Origin of the sequence: Cryobacterium melibiosiphilum (assembly GCF_003602235.1) — a bacterium.
GTDB classification, from domain to species: Bacteria; Actinomycetota; Actinomycetes; order Actinomycetales; family Microbacteriaceae; genus Cryobacterium; species Cryobacterium melibiosiphilum.
The window spans coordinates 57,650-79,301 of record NZ_QZVS01000089.1 but is presented as its reverse complement, the minus strand read 5'-3'; the positions used below and the strand labels follow the sequence as shown (position 1 = coordinate 79,301).

The window sequence follows — 21,652 nt, the reverse complement described above, 5'->3', positions numbered from 1 at the left end:
GCCCCCAACCCGGCTGGAGATTCAATGACGACTCACACCCCCGCACTCTCCGCCGACACCTACGACGTCATCGTGCTCGGCGGCGGTGCTGTCGGGGAGAACGCGGCCGACCGCACCGCCCAGGGCGGCCTGCGCACCGTCATCGTCGAGAGCGCCCTGGTCGGCGGCGAATGCTCCTACTGGGCGTGCATGCCCTCGAAAGCGCTGCTGCGCAGCGGCGCTGCACTGGCCGCCGCGCGGCGTGTCCCGGGATCGGCCGAGGCCGTCACCGGCAGCCTGGGCGTGCTCGCCACCCTGCGCAGCCGGGATGCTGTGACCAGCCACTACTCCGACTCCGGTCAGGAGAAGTGGCTCGAATCGGCCGGCATCGCCCTCGTACGCGGCCACGGTCGACTGACCGGCACCCGGGAGGTCACCGTGACCGGTTCCGACGGCAGCACCCGCATCCTCACGGCCACCCATGCCGTCGTGCTGAGCACCGGGTCGGCTGCGCTGCTGCCCGACGTCCCCGGCCTCGTCGACGTGCAGCCGTGGACCAGCCGGGAGGCGACCTCGGTGCAGACCGTGCCGGCGAGTCTCGCGATCATCGGCGGCGGAGTCGTCGCCGCTGAAATGGCCACCGCCTACACATCGCTCGGCGCGCAGGTCACCCTCATCGCCCGCAGTGGGCTGCTCGGCGGCAGCGAACCCTTCGCCGGTGAGCTGGTCGCCACGGCCCTGCGTGAGGGCGGCGCGACCCTGCTGCTGGGCGACTCCCCCACCGCCGCCCGGCGCACCGACACCGGTGACGTGGAGCTGACCCTCGCGAGCGGCGGCACGGTCACGGCGAGCGAGGTGCTCGTGGCGACCGGCCGGGTTCCCCAGACCCAGGACCTCGGGCTGGCCGTCGTCGGGCTGGCCGACGGAGACTGGCTCACCGTCGACGACACCCTGCGGGTGGTCGGCGAGTCGCCCGCATCCGTCGCCGCGCTCGGCACTGCGACAGACGGCAGCGGATGGCTCTATGCCGTCGGTGACGTCAACCACCGGGCCCTGCTCACCCACCAGGGCAAATACCAGGCGCGCGCCGTAGGCGACGTGATCGTGGCCCGTGCCGCCGGCACCCCGGTAGACGACAGCCCCTGGGGCGCACACGTTGCGACGGCCGACCACAGCGCGGTACCGCAGGTGACCTTCACCGATCCGGAGGTCGCATCCATCGGCCTCACCGCGGCCGGGGCTGTCAAGGCGGGGTACCAGGTGAAAATACTGGACTACGACCTGAGCAACCTCGGCGGCGCCTCCGTTTTGGCCGACGGTTACGTGGGCCGTGCCCGTGCCATCGTCGACCTCGACCGGGAGGTGCTGATCGGCGTGACCTTCGTCGGCCAGGACGTCGCCGAGCTGCTGCACTCGGCGACGATCGCGGTGGTCGCCGAGGTGCCGATCAACCGGCTGTGGCACGCGGTGCCGAGCTATCCGACGCTCAGCGAGGTGTGGCTGCGCCTGCTGGAACAGTATGGCCGGCCTGGACACGTTGGCTGAGTCCCCGCATCGGGCCGTAGCGTAGAGCCATGAGACGCATTCTGTTCGACTCCCCGATCAGCCGGGCCGGCTACCTCTACGCAACCCTGGTCGGGCTGGTCTGGGGCTCGATCTGGAGCACGGGCCGGGTGCAGCGCCGAAACGGCCTCTGGGTCTTTCGCGGCATGCCGACCTGGACCTTCGGTCGCGGCGGCAGCTGCGTCGGCGGCTGTTACCTCACCGGGCACACTGTGAGCGCGGCTGTGCTCGAACACGAGGCCGTGCACAAACGGCAGTGGCAGCGCTACGGCATGGTCTTTCCGCTGCTCTACCTGGTGGCCGGGCGCGACCCGCTGCACAACCGCTTCGAGGTTGAGGCCGGGCTGGAGAAGGGCGGCTATCTGCGCGCCTCCCAGGGGTCAGACCAGCACTGACGGGGTCAGACCAACACTGACTCCAGCGGGCGGGAGGCTCCGGCCTTCGGAACCACCATCGGGGTTCCGGTTTCCGGGTCGGCCACCACCACACAGGGCAATCCGAACACCGACTCAACCAGTTCGGCCGTGAGCACCTCCCCGGGGTTTCCCTGGGCCACGACCGCGCCGTCCTTCATCACCACGAGGTGGCTGGCGTACCGGGCGGCCTGGTTGAGGTCGTGCAGCACCACCACGAGTGTGCGGCCCGCGGCGTGCAGCCGCGAGCACAATTCGAGCACCTCGTACTGGTGCGCGATGTCGAGGAAGGTGGTGGGCTCGTCGAGCAGCAGCAGTTCGGTCTGCTGGGCGAGCACCATGGCGATCCAGGCACGCTGGCGCTGACCGCCGGACAGTTCGGACACGTAGCGGTCGGCCAGGTTGGTAATGCTCGTCGCCGCGAGGGCCTCGTTGACGGCCACCGCGTCGGCGTTCGACCACTGCCGCAGCAGGGTTTGGTGCGGGTAGCGGCCGCGGCCCACGAGGTCGCGCACGGTGATGGCCTCGGGCGCGATCGGGCTCTGCGGCAGCATCGCCAGCTGGCGGGCGACCTTTTTGCTCTTGATCGCCGTGATCGGCACCCCGTCGAGCAGCGCGCTGCCGGATGCCGGGGTGAGGGTGCGCGAGAGCGCCTTGAGCAGGGTGGACTTGCCGCAGGCGTTTGGCCCGATGATCACCGTGAAGCCGCCGTCGGGCAGGTCGAGGGTGAGGTCGTCGACGATCACGGTGTGGTTGTATGCCAGCACCAGGTTCTGCGCGGCCAAACGGGAACGGCCGCCGTCAGTCTGCGGCGAGTCGGGCGTCGGCGAATACGTGTTCATCAGAGGGATCCTTTCTTCCACTGGCCGAGCAACAGGTAGCCGAGGTAGAGCCCGCCGATCAGCGCGGTGAGCACGCCGACGGGCAGTTGCACCGGCAGCGGCGACTGTTGGGTGAGCAGGTCCGCCAGGCACAACAGCAGTGCCCCGGTCAGGGCGGACATGACGACATTGGGCCCGGCAGCGCGGGTGAGCCGCCGGGCAATCTGGGGGGCGGTGAGGGCGATGAACCCGATCGGGCCGACCACGTTCACGGCCGCGGTCGCCAGGCCGATGGAGACCAGCACCGAGAAGAGCCGGGTGCGGGAGCTGCCGGCACCGAGGGCATCCGCCTGATCATCGCCCATTTCCACGAGCTGCAGCCGACGGCTGAGGGCGAGGGCGAAGGGGGCGAGCACTACCAGGCACAGCCAGATGGTGGCGGCGTGCTGCCACGACCGGGAGGCGAGGGTGCCGCTCAGATAGGCGGCGAGGGTGATGGCCTCCTCGCGGCCGACCCGCACGATGACGAATTCCACGAACGCCAGCGCTACGGCAGACACCCCGATGCCGGCGAGCAGCATTCGGCCGGGCGACGCGAACCCGCGGCCGGTCGCCAGGTAGACGAGCAGCATTGCGGCAGAGGCGCCGATCAGAGCGCCGACGGGCTGGGGCAGGATACCCGTCCAGAGCACGCCGAAGGCCGCGGCCCCGGCGGCCGCGCCGGCGGAGAGCCCGATCACGTCCGGGCTGCCGAGGGGGTTGCGGGTGACGGTCTGGAACAGCGTGCCGGCGATGCCGAGCGCGGCGCCCGCGGCGACGGCGACGATCAGTCGCGGTCCTCGGATGGTGCCCCAGACGATGCGGTCGGTGCCGGCGCCCTGGCCGAGGATCGTCGCCACGATCTCGGCCGGGGCGACGCCGAGGCGGCCGAGGCTGATGGTGAGCAGCGCCACGACGAGCAGGGCGGCCACCAGGCTTGCGGCGACGATGAGGCTGCGCCGGCGCACCGGCAGGCTCAGCCAGTGGCCGAGGCGCAGGGTTGCTGCCGGTGTGGCTCCGCTGGCGAGGGCGCCGTTCGGCGCCGTGGACCGGCGAGTCGCGGTCGTGCCGGTCATGCCGGTACCTTCATGCGGCGCACGGCGAGCAGCAGGATGGGCGCGCCGACGAACGCGGTGATGATGCCCACCATCAGTTCGGCCGGGCTCACGATGACGCGGCCGAGCACGTCGGCGCCGAGCAGCAGCACCGGGCCGGCGAGCAGGCAGTAGGGCAGCAGCCAGCGATGGTCACTGCCGGTCACCGACCGTACGACGTGAGGCACGGCCAGTCCGACGAAACCGATCGGGCCGACGGCGGCCGTGGCGGCGGCGCAGAGGAGGGTCGTGGCCAGTGCGCCCAGCAGCCGGGTGCGGCCCACTTTCACACCGAGGGTCTGGGCCAGGTCGTCGCCGAGGGCGAGGGCGTTCAGCGGTCCGGACAGGGCGAGGGCGATCAGGAGCCCGACAAGGATGAAGGGCAGCACGTCGAGAATCACCTGCGGGTTGCGGCCGGCGAGCGACCCGACCGCCCAGTACCGGTAGCTGTCGAAAACGCCGGGCAGGCTCAGGGTGATTGCCGAGACCAGGGCGGCGAGCACGGCCGTCACGACGACCCCGGCCAGCACCAGCCGAATCGGTGACGATCGGCCGCCACCGCCGCCGATCAGGTAGACGACGGCGACGGCGATGAACGCGCCCGGCAGGGCCACCCACACGTTGGAGCCGACCGCGCCGACACCGAGAAAAGCCGTGGCCAGCACCACGGCGGCCGCTGCCCCCGCGTTGACCCCGAACAGGCCGGGGTCGCCGAGCGGGTTGCGGGTCAGGCCCTGCATCACGGCGCCGGCGACGGCGAGGCTGGCGCCCACGAGCAGGCCGAGCACCGTGCGCGGGATGCGGCTGTCGACGACGGTCTGCGCGTAGCTGTCGCCGGGATTCACGAGCGCGGTCCAGACGTCGCCGAGCGGGATGTACTTGTTGCCCACGGCGAGGCTGAGCAGCACCGTGAAGGCCAGCAGCAGGGCGATCACCAGGAGCCCCGCGGCGCGGCGCGACAGACTGCGCTTCACCGGGGCGGTGCCCGGGGAAGCGGAGGCTGTTCGCGCGGCGAGCCGCGGGGCGAGGGTCATCTGGTGGTTCTCTGTCATCTGGTGGTTCGCTGGCTGCTCGGGGCTACTCGACGAGCGCGGCCGCTTCCTTGATCATCGGCACGTACTTGTCGAGCGCCCACGGCACGCTCAGCGGCGTGACCAGGCCGGAGGCCATGGCGAGCTGGTTGTCGACGTTCGGCAGGTAGGAGCCGCGCTCGACGGCGGGAATCTGGGCGAACAGGGGCTGCGACTCGATCTCGGTCTCGTTGGCCTCGTCGTTGAACCAGGTGAAGAGCACGTCGACGTCGTCGAGCAGGTCGGCCTGCTCGAGTCCCACGATCGCGGTGAAGGTACCCTCGGTGACGGGGGTCGCGGCGACGGTGTCGTCGAGCTTCAGGCCGAGGCCCGAGATCACGTCGACGCGCGCGTCGCCGGCTTGGTAGAAGGCAAGCTCGCCAGGCACGGCGGCGTAGACGTAGGCATAGCTGAGGTCGGCGAACTCCGGGTTGGCGGCCGCGGCATCCGCCAGCTGGGTGTCGATGTCATTGATCAGCTCGGTGGCCTCCGCGGACTTGCCGAGGGCCTTGCCGATGATGTCGATCTGGTCGTCCCAGGCGGTGGCCCAGGGGTCACCCGGGTACGCGACGGTGGGGGCGATCTCGCTCAGCGTCGCGAAGTCTTCGGCGCTGATGCCGGACTGCGGGGCGAGCACGAGATCGGGTTCGAGGGCCAGGATGGCTTCGATGTCGACTTCAGGGTAGACGTTGAAGACCTCCGGCAGTTCGTCACCGGCGGCTTCGACAGCGTCGGCGACCCAGGGGAACTGCAGGTCGGCGTTGCCGCCCCAGGTGGCGGACTCCACGCCGACGGGCGTGGTGCCGAGGGCGATCGCGGTGTCGGCCGAGGCCCAGCCGATCGTGACGATGCGCTGCGGGGCGCTCTCGATCACGGCGTCACCGAGCGCGCTCTCAATGGTGACGGGGAAGGCACCGCTGGCTGCGACGTCGGCGGTGTCGCTGTCGGCGGCGGGGCTGCTCGAGCAGCCGGCCAGCAGCAGGGCGCTCGTCGTCAGGCCGACGGCGAGGGCGACGCCTCGGGTGCGGGCGGGGCGGGTCAAGTGCGTGCGCACGGGTTTCCTTTCGGGATGCGACACCGCCGAAGCGGATGCGCGTTATGCGTGGCGTCGCCCCACAGTGGGCGGCGCATCTGTTGGTGCGGGAGAAAGTCAGGCGTGCTCGGCGCGACCGTCGCGCCAGTAGCCCATGAAGGCCACCTGGCGGCGGTCGACGCCGGTGTCGGTCACGAGAAAACGGCGCAGGCCCTTGATCACGCTGGCTTCACCGGCGAGCCAGGCGTAGAGGTGCCCGCTGAGGCCGGCGTCGTCGACGGCGACCGGTTCCGCGGGGATGTCCCAGAGAATGTCGCGGTCCAGGTCGAGCTCGGCCAGTTCGGCGCGGGCCGCCCGTGCGCTCGCGTGGTGGTCGGTGAGGAAACCGGCGGTCCAGGTGCGGACCGCGCCGTCGAGGGCGGCGCCGTGGCCGGCCGCGGATCGGGCCAGCCAGGTCACGTGAACGCCGGCGGGGGCATCCGTCGGCTGCGCGTCGCTCGCGTGCGGAACCTCGATGAACGCGCAGCCGACCGCGTCACGGGGCAGGCTCGCCAGGATGGAGCAGACCGCGGGGGCGGCGGTTTCGTCGCCGGCGATCAGCAGGGTGCGGGCGGCGCCCGGTCGCCATTCGATGCCGATGCGGGGGTTCTCACCGCGCTCGTCGGGGCCGACGATGGTCAGGCAGTCGCCGACGGATGCCGTGGACACCCAGCACGAGGCCGGCCCGCGGTCGCCGTGCATCACGAAATCGATGTCGATCTCGTGGCGCTCCGGGCGCACCGCACGCACGGTGTAGGTGCGGATCGGGTTGCGCAGGCCGTCAGGCAGGTTGCGCCAGGCCTCATACCAGGCCGTGCAACGAGGAAAATGCGCGAGGCCGATCTCGGGCAGGGGCAGCACGATCTTGATGCGCTGGTCGAGCCCGGCGGTGCCGAATTCGTGCAACTCGGCGCCGGTAAAGGTGACGCGAGTGAAGTTGTCGGACAGGCGCGTGACGGCCGCAACGGACACGTCATAGGGCCGAAAACTGGGCCGGACACTGGGCGAGGGTTGACCCCCGACGAGGGCGGGTACCGGGCTGGGCACAGCGGACGCGATCGTCGAAGTTAGCATGACCTAAGTATGGCATGCCTTACCTAATTAACGCCAGCACTGTTTTGATACAAACGGCCGGGCCGCCGCTCAAGTGAGGCGGCGACCCGGCTGCGGGTGAAACGAACCGAAACTAGACGATGGCGTCGGCGGCCGCGAACAGTGCAAGGTTCGCACGCAGCTTCGCGCCGAGCTCGGCATCCACGCTCGTCCAGTACCAGATGGCACGCTCGGTGACCTCGGGGCGGGTCACGCCGCTGATGGCACCGGTGATGGTGTCGAGGAACCGAGCCTTGGCGGCGTCGTCATAGACGTCGCGGTAGAGCGTTCCGGCCTGGCCGAAGTCACTGTCCTCGCTGCGCAGGGCGGCGGCGGACTGCAGGAGGCTGCCGTCGTTCTCCCACGAGCCCTCGCCGGCGACCGCCGCGTCGGCCACGGGGCCGCCGAGCGAGTTCGGGGCGTAGTTCGGGGTGGTCGCGGCGTTGAAGTGGTAGCGCGCCGCGCCATCCGCCGAGTAATTGTTGACGGCAGACTGCGGCGCGTTGACCGGCAACTGGTTGTAGTTGGTGCCCACGCGGTAACGCTGCGCGTCGGGGTAGGAGAAGATGCGGGCCATGAGCATCTTGTCGGGGCTCGCGGCGATGCCGGGAACCAGGTTGGCGGGCGAGAACGCGGCCTGCTCGATCTCGGCGAAGAAGTTGGCCGGGTTGCGGTTGAGGGTGTGGGTTCCGACGGGGATCAGCGGGAAGTCCGCGTGCGGCCAGACCTTGGTCACGTCGAAGGGGTTGAAACGGTAGGTCTTGCCCTCTTCGTAGCTCATGACCTGCACCGAGACGTTCCAGGAGGGGAAGTCTCCCTTGTCGATGGCCTCGTAGAGGTCGCGACGGTAGTGGTCGGCGTCGCCGCCGGCGATGAGCTCGGCCTCGGTGCCGTCCATTTCGATGTTGCCCTGGTTGGACTCGAAGTGGTACTTGACCCAGAAACGCTCGCCCTCGGCGTTGATCCACTGGTAGGTGTGCGAGCCGAAGCCGGGCATCGTGCGCCAGGAGACGGGCAGGCCGCGGTCGCCCATCAGGTAGGTGACCTGGTGCGCGGACTCCGGGGACAGGGTCCAGAAGTCCCACTGCATGGTCGCGTCGCGGAGGCCAGATCCCGGCAGGCGCTTCTGCGAGTGGATGAAGTCGGGGAACTTGATGCCGTCGCGGATGAAGAAGACGGGGGTGTTGTTGCCGACGATGTCGTAGTTGCCCTCGGTGGTATAGAACTTCACCGAGAAGCCGCGCACATCGCGCCAGGTGTCGGGACTGCCCTGCTCGCCGGCGACGCTGGAGAAACGCTGGAGGGTGTCGGTGACGGTTCCGGGCTGGAAGAGCGCCGCGCGGGTGTACTTCGAGACGTCGCCGGTCACGACGAACTGGCCGTGGGCTCCGCCGCCCTTGGCGTGCACGATGCGCTCCGGGATACGCTCCCGGTTGAACTGAGCGAGCTTTTCGACAAGGTAACGGTCGTGCAGCGCGGTGACGCCGTCGGTGCCGACGGTCAGGGAGTGGGCGTCGCTGGCGACGGGCGTTCCCGTCTGCGTGGTTGTCACCGGGGTAGTGGGCTCGATAGGCATGGTGCTCCTTAGTGCTCGGTTCAGCATGGTGCGCGTGGCGATAGACGGGGAAAGGTGGGGGCCCGCTTCAGGCGGGAAGCATCCGCTCAGTGGAATCGTCGACGGCTGCGGAATCGTCGACGGCTGCGGAATCGTCGACGGCCTCTGCGGCCGCTTCGACGGCGAGGGCCAGCTGGCAGTCGGGGCAGAGGCCCCAGTAGGTGACCTCGGCGGCGTGCACGGTGAAACCGGCATTGTCGGAGGGCAGGAGGCAGGGAGCGGCACCGATCGCGCAGTCCACGTCGTGCACGGTGCTGCACCGAGTACAGACGAGGTGGTGATGATTGTCGCCGACCCGGCGCTCGAAAAGAGCACTCGACCCTGCCGGTTCGAGCTTGCGCACGAGGCCGGAGGTGACGAAGGCGGTCAGCACACCATAAACGGCCTGCAGCGAGGTGGTCGGCAACTCGATGCGCACGGCGTTGAAGACGCCGTCGGCACTCGAGTGCGGGGCATCCGTGAGGGCCCGCATGACGGCCAGCCGGGGCGCCGTCACCTTCAGGCCCGCGCCACGGATGCTGTCAGCGAGCGAGTCGGTCGCCCCGGCATTCAGCATTCCCACGTGAGTCATAGGACCACCGTAGCAGTTGTTTTGATGAAACCAAAAGAAGCTGCTAGACCACCTGCGGTCGAACGGGTTCGAGGGCGTTGGCGTAGATGGCGACGACCCGAGCCAGAAAGGCCTCGACCACCGCCCGGTCGGCCTCCGGCATCGCGGCCTCGAGCGCGGCAACGCCGCCGATGACGGGCATCAACTCAGTGAAGGCCTGGGCGACCGAGCCCGGCTCGGGCACAACGACGACCTTGCGGCGATCGTGGGCGTGCGGGTGACGCTGAACGTGCTTCAGCGCCACCAGACGGTCGACCACGAGGGTGGTCGCCGCGGTGGAAATGTCGAGCCGCCGGGAGAGCTCGCTCGGGGTCAGGGACCCCGCCGTCATCAGGTGTTCCATGGCCGCAAGGTCGGTGGCATTGACCATCAGCGCCTGCCCGACGTGGCGCTCGAAATCCCGGGACAGCGTCACGATCTCATGCAGGCGTTCGCTGATCACGCCCGACTCCGGCAGCTGCTCCGGCCGACCCTCCGTCAGCCCTGAATCGGACTTGCGCATTTCTTCCATAGGGATCATGCTAATCCTTGTAGTTGCTAAGTAACTAAGCAATACACCACATTGGAGGAAAATTCGTGATCGGGATCGTCCGTTTCATCACCGGCCGCGGCACGTCGTGGCTCGTTCTCGCGGCGACCGCGATCGCCGTGGGCCTGCTTTTCACCCTGCTGCCCGCCAGCGAAGCCGATGAATTCCCGACCGCCGGGCTGCCGACCTCGAGCCAGGCCGCCCAGGTTGCGTCCCTGCTGGAAGAGTTCCCCTCGGCCGACGCGACGTCGGCCATCGTGGTGTGGAGTCGCGACGACGCCGGGTCCGCGGCCTCGAACGCTACGGCCTTGACCGACGCGGACCGTGCGGCGATCTCCACCAACGCGACCGCGCTCGGATCTGCGTCCATCGCCCCGCAGGCGACCGTTCCCCAGTTCAGCAGCGACGGCACCGCCGCGTTGAGCGTCGTTCCGCTGAATGCGGACGAGGCCAACGCCGATATCGCGAAGACGGCCAGCGACATCCGCTCGGCTGCGGCGGCCGATCTGCCGACCGGCCTCACCTCGTATGTCACGGGAGCGGTCGGATTTCAGGCCGACATCACCAACGCCTTCGCCGGAGCCGACTTTCGGTTGCTGCTCGTCACCGTGATCGTCGTCGCCGTGCTGCTGATCGTCACCTACCGCAGCCCGGTGCTCTGGCTGGTCCCCCTCACCGTGGTGGGCCTGGCCGACGGCCTCGCCGGCGTCGTCGTCGGCGCCCTCGCCGGGCCCTTCGGATTCACCCTTGACGCGTCGATCTCGGGCATCCTCTCGGTGCTCGTCTTCGGCGCCGGCACCAACTACGCTCTGCTGCTCGTGGCGCGGTACCGCGAAGAACTGCTGCGCACCGAGAGCCGCAACGCCGCAATGCTGACCGCGGTGCGCAGCGCCGGCCCCGCGATTGCGGCGAGCGGCGGCACGGTCGCGCTGAGCCTCTTCACGTTGCTCTTCGCCTCCCTCGGCAGCAACCGCGCCCTCGGTTTCGCGTGTGCCATCGGCGTGCTGATCGCGATCCTGTTCGCACTCGTGGTGCTGCCGGCGGCACTCGTGGTCTGTGGCCGCGGCCTGTTCTGGCCGTTCATCCCCCGGGTACATGCGGCCTCCGCTCGCGCGAACGCCGACCGGGCCGGAGGTGGCGCCGGCTTCTGGACCCGCCTCGGCCGCGGCGTCGCCCGCCGCCCGGTCGTGGTCACGGTCGTGTCGACCCTCTTCATCGGCGGCCTGAGCCTCGGCCTGATCGGATCCGCGGTCGGCCTCTCGCAGGCCGACCAGCTGCTCGGAAATCCCGAATCGGTGCAGGCGCAGGCCATTGTCGACAGTTCGTTCTCGGCCGGCCTCACCAGCCAGACCGTGGTCCTGGCACCGGATGCCGCGGCGAGCGCCGCCGCCGACCTCGCCTCCGCGACCCCCGGCGTCTCCGCCGTGCAAACCAGCGAGACCGCCGGCGGGCTCACCCGGCTCAACCTGTCCCTCGACAGCGAACCGGGCAGCGACACGACCTTCGCCACCATCGAGGCGCTGCGCGCGAGCTATGCGGATGCCTCCGGCGCGGTGTCGCAGAGCCTGGTCGGCGGCACGGATGCGACGGCCCTCGACACCCGTACGGCCTCCGAGGCCGACCAGGGCCTGATCATTCCGATGATCCTGGGCATCGTCTTCGTGATCCTGGCCCTGCTGCTGCGCTCCCTCGTGGCGCCGGTGCTGCTGATCATCACGGTGCTCGGCACGTTCTTTGCGAGCCTCGGTGCGTCGAACTTTCTGTTCCAGAACCTGCTGGGCTTCCCGGCCTTCGACACCAACGTCGTGCTCTTCGCGTTCCTCTTCCTGGTCGCCCTCGGCGTGGACTACAACATCTTCCTGACCACCCGGGCGCGCGAGGAACACCTGCACTACGGCACGAAGGAAGGAATGGTGCGCGCGCTGTCATCCACCGGCGCAGTGATCACGAGCGCCGGCATCCTGATCGCTGCCGTCTTCGCGGTGCTCGGCGTGCTGCCGGTCGTGGCCCTCACCCAGATCGGCGTGATCGTCTGCATCGGCGTGCTGCTCGACACCCTCGTCGTGCGCACGGTGCTGGTGCCGGCGCTCGTGTTCCTGGTCGGCGACCGGTTCTGGTGGCCGAGCCGCCCGGTGAAGGTGGCCTCCCCGGTCTCGCCGACGGATGCCGCCGCTTCCGACAGCGACGCCGCCCCGGTTCCCGCGCACCGCGCCTGAAACCCCGGCGCCGCCGCAGCCGGAGGCCAAGGGGCCATTGTTGGCATCTCGTCAGCGAGAAGCCAACAAAAGCCCCATCGGCAGGCATCCGCCGAAGTGTCACAGATGGCCCCATGGGGGTCACGAGCCACCGTCACGTGTCGAAGATTGCCCCTTGCGGGGCGATCAAGGGGCAATCTCTGACACCTCACGAAACCCATGGGGCCATCTGTGACACCTCGCGAAAACCATGGGGCCATCTGTGACGCCTCGCGAGCGAAGTGTCACAGAACGCCCCATGGGGGTCACGGGCCACCGTCAAGTGTCAGAGAAAGCCCCTTCGAAGCCACTCAAGGGGCAATCTCTGACACCTCGCGAAAACCATGGGGCCATCTGTGACACCTCGCGCACGACGTGTCAGAGATCGCCCCTTGGAAGGACGCCGGGCAGCGCCACGTGTGCCAGATGGCCCCTCCTGGCGCCCTGAACGTGAGCGATGCACTCTCGCGACGTCGCACTGCCCGCCTCAGCCCCGGCCTCAGGCGCGGGGCGAGTGCAGCGGCTCGGGTGCGACCCGATCCTGCCAGCGGATGCGCCGCTCCAGCTGGGCGCCGAGGGCGAACAGGGTCGCTTCCCCGCCAGGACGCCCGATGAGCTGCACACCCATCGGCAGCCCGGTATCCGTCTGATACACCGGCAGGGTGATCGCGGGCAGCCCGGCCACGTTCACCATCGACGTGAACGGCGTGTACTGCACCTGCTGCTCGAAGTTGCGCTCGAGGTCGCCCTGGTCGTACCAGCCGAGCGGCCGCGGCGTGAGCGCGAGCGTCGGCGTCAGCACCGCGTCGAACCGGGACAGCTGCCGAATGAAGGAGCGCTCGTACGCGCTCAGGGCCGTGAGCGCCTCGCCGAGGTTTCTCGCCGAGAGCGCCCGCCCGCGTTGCAACAGGTAGCGGGTCAGGGGCTCCAGCAGCGCCAGCTGCTCGTCGGTCTCGGCCGGGATGCTCGCCGCTCCCGCCTCCCACACCGTGCGGAACGCCGGGGCGTAGCTCACGTCAGGTTCGAGCGCGGTCTGCTCAAGGCCATGGTGCATGGCCGCGAACGCATTCACGGCCACGTCGAGGGCCGCCCGGGCCTCCGGAGCGATCTGGATCGTGTAGTCGTTATCCCACGCGGTCGTCGTCATCACGCCCAGTTGAAAGCGGCCCTCGCCGCGCACGGCGGCGGCGAGCAGAGGGGTCTCATCCCCCGGCGCACGCAGGGCGAAGTGATGGTCGGGGTGACCATCTCGCGGCGCGATCATCGCGTCGAGCAGCAGCGCGGCATCCGCTACCGTGCGGGCCAGGGTGCCGGCGACCGGCAGCCCGGCCAGCTTGTCGACACCGGATGCCGCGGGCACCCTCCCCCGGGACGGCTTCACCCCCACGAGTCCACACGCCGCGGCCGGGATGCGCACCGAACCGCCGCCGTCGCTGCCGGGAGCGAACGGAAGCAGGCGGGCGGCGACCGCTGCGGCGGCTCCGCCGCTCGAACCGCCGGTGCCGAGGGTGCGGTTCCACGGGTTGCGGGCCGAGGCCCCCGCGAGGTTTTCGGAGTACGACGTCAGCCCGAACTCGGGCGTGGTCGTCGTGCCGAGGCTCACGCCACCGGCGGTATCGAGCGCCTGCACGAGGTCGTCGGATCGGGTCGGTACATAGTCCTTCATCAGGCGCGATCCGGCGCGAGCCGGAACTCCGGCGCGTTCCTGCAGATCCTTATCGCCGAACGGCAGGCCCCAGATCGGCGCGGTGCGGGTGACCCGTCGCTGCACGTCAGCTGCGCGGGCGCGGGCCGCGGCGGCCGTCACGGTGACGAAAGCACCGACCGCCGGATTGATCGCCTCCATGCGGGCGAGGTAGTGCTCGGTGAGTTCGACGGGGCTGAGTTCGTCCTGCTGCAGCGCCTGCCACTGCTCGAGCGCGGTCAGTTCGTGGGGTTGGGACATGGTTCGAGCCTAGTGACGCGGCGCACCCACGGCTAAAGTGAGGCCCATGGCGCGATCAGTGTTCCCGTGGATGTCCCGATCCCGCCCTGCTGCGGGCTTCAACCCGATGGGCACCGTCGCCCTCGTCACCGGCGCCTCGAGCGGACTCGGCGAAGGATTCGCCCGGGAACTCGCCGTGCGCTGCGCGGACCTCGTGCTCGTTGCCCGCCGACAGGACCGCCTCGAAGCCCTCGCGGTCGACCTGGCCGAGAAATTCGGCACCGTCTCCACGGTCATCCCACTCGACCTGGCCGCCCCCGGCGCGGTCGCCGAGCTCGTCGCCGATCTCAGCACCCGAAAAATCCCCATCGGCACCCTCGTCAACAGCGCCGGTTTCGGCACGGTCGGCAATTTCATCGAAGCGGATGCCGCCCGCGAGGCCGAGCAGATCGCTCTCAACGTGCAGGCAGTCACCATTCTGACCCGGGCGCTGTTGCCCGACCTCGTCGCCACCGCCGCCCGTGAACCCGGCGCCGCCGCGCTCGTGAACTTCGCCAGCACGGCGGCGTTTCAGGCCGTGCCGCGGATGTCGGTCTACGCCGCCAGCAAGGCCTATGTGCTCAGCTTCACGGAGGCGCTCTGGTACGAGACTCGCGGCACCGGCCTCAAAGTGACCGCGGTCTGCCCCGGACTGGTCGACACCGAATTCTCCGACGTCGCCCAGCGCACCACCCCCGCCGGCGAACGCCCACGCCGCAGCCTCACGGTCGACGACGTGGTGCGCAGCAGCTTCGCCGCCCTCGACCGCGCGGTCACCCCGCCGCTCGTCGTGAACGGCTCCCGCAACCGCATGCTCGCCCAGGTCTCGACGCTCGCCCCGCGGCGGGCCGTGCTGACCGTGCTCGGGAGGCGCCGACACTCCTGAGTTGCCACGCCGCGCACTGTCTCAGGCGTTGACGGCGCCGCTCGCCGGGGCTCGGGTTACTTCAGGCTCTTCTGCAGCAGCACCGTGCCGAGCCACCGCTCGAATTTGAAGCCGACCTTGCCCATGCGACCGATCTCTTCGAAGCCGAAGTCCCGGTGCAGCTTGATCGAGGCATCCGCCCCCTGGTCGGCGATCACGGCGATGATCTCCTTCAGGCCAGCCGCCTTGGAGCGGTCGATCAGTTCCTGCATGAGCACCCGGCCGAGGCCCTTGCCGGTCGATGCCGCACCGAGGTAGATCGAGTTCTCGACCGTGAACCGGTAGGCCTTCTTCTGCTTCCACGGGCTGACCAGGGCATAGCCGAGAATCTGCCCGGACGGCGATTCGGCGACGATGAAGGGCATGCCGAGCCGCGACAGGTAGTAGAACTTGTCGCGCCACTCGGTGAGCGTCATCGCATCCTCGTCAAAGGTGACGGTGCTGTTGGCGACGTAGTAGTTGTAGATCTCGCGGATGTACGGCAGATCCTGGGCCTGCACCCCGCGCAGGGTGTAGTCGAAGGGATTCTCCGGTACGGCTTCGGGTCGCAGGTGACGAGGCAACCGACGACGGGGCTCGTATTCTTCCTCAAGCACCGGGCACTCCCTTTCCATTCCCATCAAGGTTAGCCGAGTGTCCAGTCGACGGCTGCCGCCCCCTGCGCCGCGAGCAGCGCATTGGCCCGGCTGAAGGGCCGCGAACCGATAAACCCGCGTCGCGCCGACAGCGGGCTCGGGTGCGCGCTGGCGATGACGGCGGTGTCGCCGAGCAGCGGCGTCAGGGTTTCCGCCTGCTTGCCCCAGAGAATCGTGACGAGCGGTGTCGGCCGGGCGGCGAGCGCCCGCACGGCCTGCGCGGTCACGGCCTCCCAGCCGTGGTTGCGGTGTGCGCCGGCGTCCCCGGCCGGCACCGTGAGTACCCGGTTGAGCAGCATCACGCCCTGACGGGTCCACGCACTCAGGTCGCCGTGAGCGGGCGGTGCGACTCCGAGGTCGGCACGCAACTCGGCGTAGATGTTGCCGAGGCTGCGCGGAAGGGGCCGCACCGAGGCATCCGTTGCGAAGGACAGACCGATCGGATGCCCCGGCGTCGGATACGGATCCTGCCCGACGATGAGCACCCGCACCGCGGCGAACGGCTCCTGGAAGGCCCGAAAGATGTTCACCGAGGCGGGCAGCACGACCCGCCCCGCGGCGGCCTCGGCGCCCAGGAATGCCCCGATTGCCGCCAGCCCCGCCTCGGCGGGCGCCAATGCCGCGGCCCAGCCGGGGTCCATCAGGCCGGCCGCGACGAGGCCGGCGAGCGTCCAGTCGGCCGGAGCCGGTGCGGCGCCCGACACCGGGCTAGGCGCCAAAGGTGCTCACGAGCACTCCGCCTTCGGCCTGGCTGACCCGCCAGACGCTGCCGGAGCCGACGACGGCGAGCGCGCCCTCGCCGATCACGAGCGCCGAGTTCTCGTCGATCGCCAGCCCTCCTTCGCTGAGGCCGGCCTCGGTTGCGGCGATCAGCCGCGACAGGTTGCCGCGCTGGGCGGCGTGCACCTCCACGGTCACGTCGAGCAGGCCGATTCCGGGCAGCACGGTGACCTCATCGAGACCGTCCGAGCTGTCCTCGGGGCTGACCTCGACACCGCCGATCAGCCAGCCGCCGACGAGGGCGCGTTCCGCGGCGATCATCGCGCCGGCGGAGAACCCGAGGTAGGGCACGCCCGCGGAGACCTGGCGCCGGATCTCGCCGGCGATCGGCAGCAGGGCCGCGAGGTAGTCGGGGGTGACGCCGCCGCCGATGAGGATACCGTCGACATCCGCGACCGCCAGCAGGGTCGCGAGATCGCCGCGGGCCAGCGCCGTGTGGCGCGGCTCGACGGGGCCGGCGGCCGCGAGGGCGGCCGCGAGCTCGGTGCCGTGCAGGTCGCCGGGCCCGCTGCCCACGGTCACGATCGCGATGCGGGGTTCTTCACGACCGGATGCCACGGCGCGCGCCGCCGCTTCGGCCAGGAACGGCCCGTACACACTCGCGTACTGCTCCGCGGCCGACCCGCCGCCGACCAGGTGGATACTCATGCGAAGACCCCCGCCCCTGCGTCGATCGAGGGTACGGGGGTCGTCGGTGCTGCGAGAATCTCAGGAAAGGCCATGGCACCATGCTAAACGCCACACCACGGCCTTCCCCGCCGAGCATGTGCCGCCGTTAGGGCAGGTGGCGTTCCTCGGGGCCGTTGTACACCGAGAGCGGGCGAATCAGCGCGTTCGCGGCGCGCTGCTCAATGATGTGCGCGGTCCACCCGGTGACCCGGGCAGCCACGAAGAGCGGCGTGAACGTGAGGGTGTCGAAGCCCATCAGGTGGTACGCCGGCCCCGACGGGTAGTCGAGGTTCGGCAGGATCGCCTTCCGCGTGGTCATCGCCGTTTCGAGGGCGTTGTACAGGTCGAGCATCTCGGGGCGTTCGTAGTGCTCCACGAGCGTCACGAGCGCGGCTCGCATGGTGGGCACCCGGGAGTCGCCGCTCTTGTAGACGCGGTGCCCGAAGCCCATGATCTTACGCTTGTCGAGCAGCGCTTGCTCGAGCCACGGCGCAGCCCGGTCGGCGGCCCCGTCGTCGAGGCCGATCTCGGTGAAGGTATGCATGACGGCCTCGTTGGCACCGCCGTGCAGGGCACCCTTGAGCGCGCCGATCGCGCCGGTCACCGCCGAGTACAGGTCGGACAGGGTCGAGGTGATGACCCGGGCGGTGAACGTGGACGCGTTGAAGGAGTGCTCCGCGTACAGGATCATCGACACGTCGAAGGCGTTGACCACGACGAGTTCCGGCACCTCGCCGAACGTCATATAGAGGAAGTTCGCCGAATACCCGAGGTCGCCCCGCGGCTCGACCAGGGGCAGCCCGGTGCGGCGACGCTGGTCGTACGCCACGATGGCCGGCAGCTGGGCCATCAGCCGCATCGCCTTGGCCTGGTCGGCTTCGGGTGAATCGTCGCCGGCTTCGGGGTCGCGGGCCCCGATGACGCTGACGGCGGTGCGCACGACGTCCATCGGGTGGGCGGTGAACGGCAGCTCGTCGATGACCCGGCGCACGGCGGCGTCGAGGTGGCGCAGCGAGCGCTCCTGCTGTTCGAAGGCGGCCAGCTCTTCTGCTGTCGGCAGCTCGCCGTTCCAGAGCAGAAAGGCGACCTCTTCGAAGGTGCACTTCGCGGCGAGTTCCTGCACCGGGTAGCCGCGGTAGAGCAGCGAGTTGGTCTCGGGGTTGACCTTGGAGACCGCGGTGGTGTCGACGACGACACCGGCGAGGCCCTTGAAGATCTTCGGGGCGACGGGCGCTTCCGGAATGAGGGTGTTAGTCATGGAATTCTCCTAGGCCTGCACGGCAACGTGCGGGTCGATCGTGAAGTTGAAGATATCGGAGTCGAACTCGCTGTAGGCCTTGTAGTCCAGCAGCTCGTACAGGTCGTGGCGGTGCTGCATCTCGGGCAGGATCGAGGTGAGCGAGCCTTCGGTGATGATCGTGTCGAGGCCGCGTTCGGCGGCGCCCATCGCCAGGCGCAGCAGCGATACGGGGAAGATGACGATGTTCATGCCCACATCGGCGAGCTGGCTGACCGTGAACAGTTCGCTTTTTCCGAACTCGGTCATGTTCGCCAGCAGCGGCACGTCGACGGCGGCGCGAATCGCCTCGAACTCGGCCAGGCTCGCCATGGCCTCGGGGAAGATCGCATCCGCTCCGGCATCGGCGAGCTTCTTGGCCCGGTCGACCGCGGCGTCGAGGCCGTCGACGGCACGGATGTCCGTGCGCGCCATGATCAGGAAGTTCGGGTCCCGGCGGGCGTCAACAGCGGCTCTGATGCGCTTGAGTGCGGTGTTCTCGTCGACGACCTGCTTGCCGTCGAGGTGCCCGCAGCGTTTCGGGTTGACCTGGTCCTCGATGTGCAGCCCGGCGAGCCCGGCGTCTTCGAGCGTCTGCACGGTGCGCGCCACGTTCATCGGCTCACCGAAGCCGGTGTCGGCGTCCACGATCGTGGGGAGTTCGGTCATCCGCGCAATTTGGGCACTACGGCCGGCCACCTCGGTGAGGGTGGTCAGGCCGATGTCGGGCAGCCCGAGGTCGGCCGAGAGCACCGCACCCGAGACGTAGACGCCCTCGAAGCCCTTGTTCTGGATCAGCTTCGCCGAGAGCGGGTTGAACGCCCCGGGGAACCGCAGCAACCGCCCGGTCGCCAGCTCGGCGCGAAAGGCGGCGCGCTTGTCGTACGGGGAGGCACTGGCATAGAGCATTAGAAGATTCCGTTCGGGGTGACGAGGGAGGACAGCAGTCCGGGGCGCGCGATGATGGTGAGGCGGCCGAGGTCGCCGGCCTTCAGATTCGGCAGGTTCTGGGCGACGTCGAGAAAACGCTCGATCTCGCTCTGGTCGAGCACATCGGCGGCGAGGGTACGGAACTTGTTCACGTACTCGGCCCGGGCGAACGGCTTGGCACCGAGCGGATGCGCATCGGCGACCGCGATCTCCTCCACGATGCGACTGCCGTCGGTCAGTTCGATTTCGACGCGGGCGCCGAACGCCTTCTCGGCCGGGTCGATGGAGTGGTACCGACGGGTCCACTCCTTGTCTTCCTGCGTGGTGACCTTGTTCCAGAGCGCGATCGTGTCGGCACGGCCGGCGCGCTCGGGGCTGTAGGAATCGACGTGGTCCCAGGTGCCGTCCTGCAGCGCGACCGTGAAGATGTACGGCACCGAGTGGTCGAGGGTCTCCCGGCTGGCCGTGGGGTCGTACTTCTGCGGGTCGTTCGCGCCGGAGCCGATCACGTAGTGCGTGTGGTGCGAGGTGTGGATGACGATGCCGGCGACGTTGGCCGGATCGACCAGTTCCGGGTGCTCGCGGTGCAGCTTGCGGCCGAGGTCGATCAGCGCCTGCGCCTGATATTCGGCCGAGTGCTCCTTGGTATAGCTGTCGAGGATCGCGCGCTTGGCCGAGCCCGATTTGGGGAGGAAGACTTCGTAGGCCGCGTCCGGTCCGTCGAGCAGCCAAGCGATGACACCGTCTTCGCCCTCATAGATCGGGGTCGGGCTGGTCTGCCCGCGCATGGCGCGGTCGACGGCCTCGACGGCCATCTTGCCGGCGAAGGCCGGGGCGTGCGCCTTCCAGCTGGAGATTTCGCCCTTGCGTGACTGCCGCGTCGCGGTCGTGGTGTGCAGGGCCTGGCCGACGGCCTGAAAAATGGTCTCTTCGTCGAGGCCGAGCAGGGTTCCGATGCCGGCGGCGGCCGACGGGCCGAGGTGGGCCACGTGGTCGATCTTGTGCTCGTGCAGGCTGATCGACTTCACGAGGTCGATCTGGATCTCGTAGCCGGTGGCGATGCCGCGAACCAGGTCGCTGCCGGACAGGCCGCGCGCGGTGGCAAGGTGCTGGGCCACGGCGAGGATCGGCGGGATGTTGTCGCCCGGGTGGGAGTACTCGGCAGCGAGGAAGGTGTCGTGGAAGTCGAGTTCGCGCACGGCGACGCCGTTGGCCCAGGCGGCCCATTCCGGGGAGACGCGGCGGCCGAAGCCGAGGCCGAAGACGGTGGATCCTTCGCCGCCGTTGGAACGCGGGTGCGCCATCGCCTGCGCGCGGGCGGCGGTGACGGGCGCCCGGGTGAGGGATGCGGCGGCGACGGAGGCGTTGTCGATGAGCCGGTTGATGACCATTTCGGTCACCTCGTCGGATACGGGGATGGGGTCGGCGGCGACCTCGGCAATTTTCCAGGCCAGCTGGTCTTTTCGGGCCAGATTTTCGTCGCTGCGGTGAACACGAACGTTGTGGAGCTGCACGGTGGATCCCTTCGTAGGCAATGCGGATGTCTTGAGCTGTGGGGTCACGAGGACGGTGAAATTGTGGGGTAGACGGCGGCACTCGAGGGGCCACCGATCTCCGCGGGCACGGGCTGTCCGCCGCGGGCCAGGGCCTCTTCATCGATGGCCCGCAGCACGCTCGTCAGGCTCATGTGCAGGTGCACGTGAGCCGCGTGCGCGGCGAGCGATGGGTCGCCCGCGATGATCGCGTCGATGATCAGCAGGTGCTCGGCCGCGGCCTGGCGCAGCCGCAGCGAATTCTTGCGGGCCAGGCGACGGATGCGGGCCAGGTGCGTGCGCACGCTGCGCAGCGCTCCCACCAGGAACGGGTTGACGACGGCCGCATCGATGGCCTCTTCGAATTCCTCGATGAGCGTGTAATAGCGGTGCACACCGGAATCACCGTGCAGCAACAGTTCGGGCGCGGTGAGGAACTGTTCGCGCAGCACGAGGAACGCCTGTGGGTCGCGCCTCTCGGCGGCCAGCCGCACGGCCTGAAGTTCCAGCGCCTGGCGCAGCTCGTAGAGCTCGCCGATGCTGTCGACGGAGATCTCCGTCACCTCGAAGCCGCGACCGGTGCGGCCGGTGACCAGTCCGTCGGCGATCAGGCGCGCCACGGCCTCACGCAACGGGGTGCGCGAGACTCCGATCCGTTCGGCCTGCTCGACTTCGAGCAGGCCGGTGCCCGGCGCGAGCACGCCGTCGAGAATCTCGCCACGCAGCTGCCGATAGGCTCGCTCGCTGGCTCGTAGAGGTGTCGAAGACCCCATCATTGCGGTTTCTGTATACACAAGACTGATCCTATTCC

Annotated in this window: 20 protein-coding genes; 4 read left to right on the top strand and 16 right to left on the bottom strand. The window is 69.3% G+C overall.

Annotation, left to right across the window (positions count from 1 at the left end):
- Nucleotides 1–24 precede the first annotated feature (24 nt).
- Nucleotides 25–1,524 (top strand): dihydrolipoyl dehydrogenase family protein, encoded by a 1,500-nt coding sequence (locus tag D6T64_RS14395; RefSeq protein ID WP_119975369.1) that lies wholly within the window; start codon nucleotides 25–27, stop codon nucleotides 1,522–1,524.
- A gap of 29 nt (nucleotides 1,525–1,553) precedes the next feature.
- On the top strand, nucleotides 1,554–1,937 hold the full coding sequence (locus tag D6T64_RS14390) for a Fe-S oxidoreductase (protein ID WP_119975368.1): 384 nt from the start codon (nucleotides 1,554–1,556) through the stop codon (nucleotides 1,935–1,937).
- Nucleotides 1,938–1,942: 5 nt separating this feature from the next.
- Here D6T64_RS14390 and D6T64_RS14385 read toward each other — a convergent pair whose 3' ends face one another.
- From D6T64_RS14385 to D6T64_RS14350, 8 genes are all read right to left on the bottom strand, one after another.
- Nucleotides 1,943–2,797: an ABC transporter ATP-binding protein gene (locus D6T64_RS14385; RefSeq protein WP_119975367.1), complete on the bottom strand. Its 855-nt coding sequence runs from the start codon at nucleotides 2,795–2,797 to the stop codon at nucleotides 1,943–1,945.
- A complete protein-coding gene (locus D6T64_RS14380) occupies nucleotides 2,797–3,891 on the bottom strand; it encodes a FecCD family ABC transporter permease (RefSeq protein ID WP_119975366.1) in 1,095 nt (364 codons plus the stop codon). Before D6T64_RS14380 ends, D6T64_RS14385 begins: the two co-directional genes overlap by 1 nt.
- Nucleotides 3,888–4,961 (bottom strand): FecCD family ABC transporter permease, encoded by a 1,074-nt coding sequence (locus D6T64_RS14375; RefSeq protein WP_233551187.1) that lies wholly within the window; start codon nucleotides 4,959–4,961, stop codon nucleotides 3,888–3,890. Before D6T64_RS14375 ends, D6T64_RS14380 begins: the two co-directional genes overlap by 4 nt.
- 25 nt (nucleotides 4,962–4,986) lie before the next feature.
- Nucleotides 4,987–6,033: an iron-siderophore ABC transporter substrate-binding protein gene (locus D6T64_RS14370; RefSeq protein ID WP_119975365.1), complete on the bottom strand. Its 1,047-nt coding sequence runs from the start codon at nucleotides 6,031–6,033 to the stop codon at nucleotides 4,987–4,989.
- 96 nt (nucleotides 6,034–6,129) lie between these two features.
- Nucleotides 6,130–7,125: a siderophore-interacting protein gene (locus tag D6T64_RS14365; RefSeq protein ID WP_119975364.1), complete on the bottom strand. Its 996-nt coding sequence runs from the start codon at nucleotides 7,123–7,125 to the stop codon at nucleotides 6,130–6,132.
- A gap of 112 nt (nucleotides 7,126–7,237) precedes the next feature.
- Complete coding sequence (locus D6T64_RS14360; protein ID WP_119975363.1) at nucleotides 7,238–8,719, bottom strand: catalase; 1,482 nt, start codon at nucleotides 8,717–8,719, stop codon at nucleotides 7,238–7,240.
- 67 nt (nucleotides 8,720–8,786) lie between these two features.
- Nucleotides 8,787–9,329, bottom strand: a complete 543-nt coding sequence (locus tag D6T64_RS14355; protein WP_325049802.1) for a Fur family transcriptional regulator — start codon at nucleotides 9,327–9,329, stop codon at nucleotides 8,787–8,789.
- A 43-nt stretch (nucleotides 9,330–9,372) separates the two neighbouring features.
- A complete protein-coding gene (locus D6T64_RS14350; RefSeq protein WP_233551185.1) occupies nucleotides 9,373–9,888 on the bottom strand; it encodes a MarR family winged helix-turn-helix transcriptional regulator in 516 nt (171 codons plus the stop codon).
- 56 nt (nucleotides 9,889–9,944) lie between these two features.
- Between D6T64_RS14350 and D6T64_RS14345 the strand changes: the two genes are divergently transcribed.
- Nucleotides 9,945–12,113, top strand: a complete 2,169-nt coding sequence (locus D6T64_RS14345; RefSeq protein WP_119975361.1) for an MMPL family transporter — start codon at nucleotides 9,945–9,947, stop codon at nucleotides 12,111–12,113.
- Between the two features lie 517 nt (nucleotides 12,114–12,630).
- Here D6T64_RS14345 and D6T64_RS14340 read toward each other — a convergent pair.
- The gene (locus D6T64_RS14340; protein WP_119975360.1) at nucleotides 12,631–14,076 is read right to left on the bottom strand and encodes an amidase; all 1,446 of its coding nucleotides are present in this window, start codon (nucleotides 14,074–14,076) and stop codon (nucleotides 12,631–12,633) included.
- A gap of 46 nt (nucleotides 14,077–14,122) precedes the next feature.
- Here D6T64_RS14340 and D6T64_RS14335 point away from each other — a divergent pair, with 46 nt between their 5' ends.
- The gene (locus D6T64_RS14335; RefSeq protein ID WP_233551183.1) at nucleotides 14,123–14,980 is read left to right on the top strand and encodes an SDR family NAD(P)-dependent oxidoreductase; all 858 of its coding nucleotides are present in this window, start codon (nucleotides 14,123–14,125) and stop codon (nucleotides 14,978–14,980) included.
- Between the two features lie 56 nt (nucleotides 14,981–15,036).
- On the opposite strand, the gene D6T64_RS14330 is transcribed toward D6T64_RS14335, so the two are convergent.
- The 7 genes from D6T64_RS14330 to D6T64_RS14300 form a co-directional block, all read right to left on the bottom strand.
- Nucleotides 15,037–15,615 (bottom strand): GNAT family N-acetyltransferase, encoded by a 579-nt coding sequence (locus D6T64_RS14330; protein ID WP_199719172.1) that lies wholly within the window; start codon nucleotides 15,613–15,615, stop codon nucleotides 15,037–15,039.
- A 29-nt stretch (nucleotides 15,616–15,644) separates the two neighbouring features.
- Entirely contained in the window at nucleotides 15,645–16,295 is a 651-nt protein-coding gene (locus tag D6T64_RS14325) for a uracil-DNA glycosylase (protein ID WP_119975428.1), read from the bottom strand.
- A gap of 67 nt (nucleotides 16,296–16,362) precedes the next feature.
- The gene (locus D6T64_RS14320) at nucleotides 16,363–17,082 is read right to left on the bottom strand and encodes a Type 1 glutamine amidotransferase-like domain-containing protein (protein WP_119975357.1); all 720 of its coding nucleotides are present in this window, start codon (nucleotides 17,080–17,082) and stop codon (nucleotides 16,363–16,365) included.
- A 127-nt stretch (nucleotides 17,083–17,209) separates the two neighbouring features.
- Nucleotides 17,210–18,361, bottom strand: coding sequence for a bifunctional 2-methylcitrate synthase/citrate synthase (locus D6T64_RS14315; RefSeq protein WP_119975356.1), 1,152 nt, complete (start codon nucleotides 18,359–18,361; stop codon nucleotides 17,210–17,212).
- 9 nt (nucleotides 18,362–18,370) lie between these two features.
- Nucleotides 18,371–19,288 carry a methylisocitrate lyase gene (gene prpB / locus D6T64_RS14310; RefSeq protein ID WP_119975355.1) on the bottom strand — a complete coding sequence of 306 codons (918 nt, stop codon included), beginning with the start codon at nucleotides 19,286–19,288 and terminating at the stop codon, nucleotides 18,371–18,373.
- Entirely contained in the window at nucleotides 19,288–20,823 is a 1,536-nt protein-coding gene (locus D6T64_RS14305) for an MmgE/PrpD family protein (protein ID WP_119975354.1), read from the bottom strand. Before D6T64_RS14305 ends, prpB begins: the two co-directional genes overlap by 1 nt.
- A gap of 44 nt (nucleotides 20,824–20,867) precedes the next feature.
- Nucleotides 20,868–21,617 (bottom strand): GntR family transcriptional regulator, encoded by a 750-nt coding sequence (locus D6T64_RS14300; RefSeq protein ID WP_233551181.1) that lies wholly within the window; start codon nucleotides 21,615–21,617, stop codon nucleotides 20,868–20,870.
- Nucleotides 21,618–21,652: the final 35 nt, after the last annotated feature.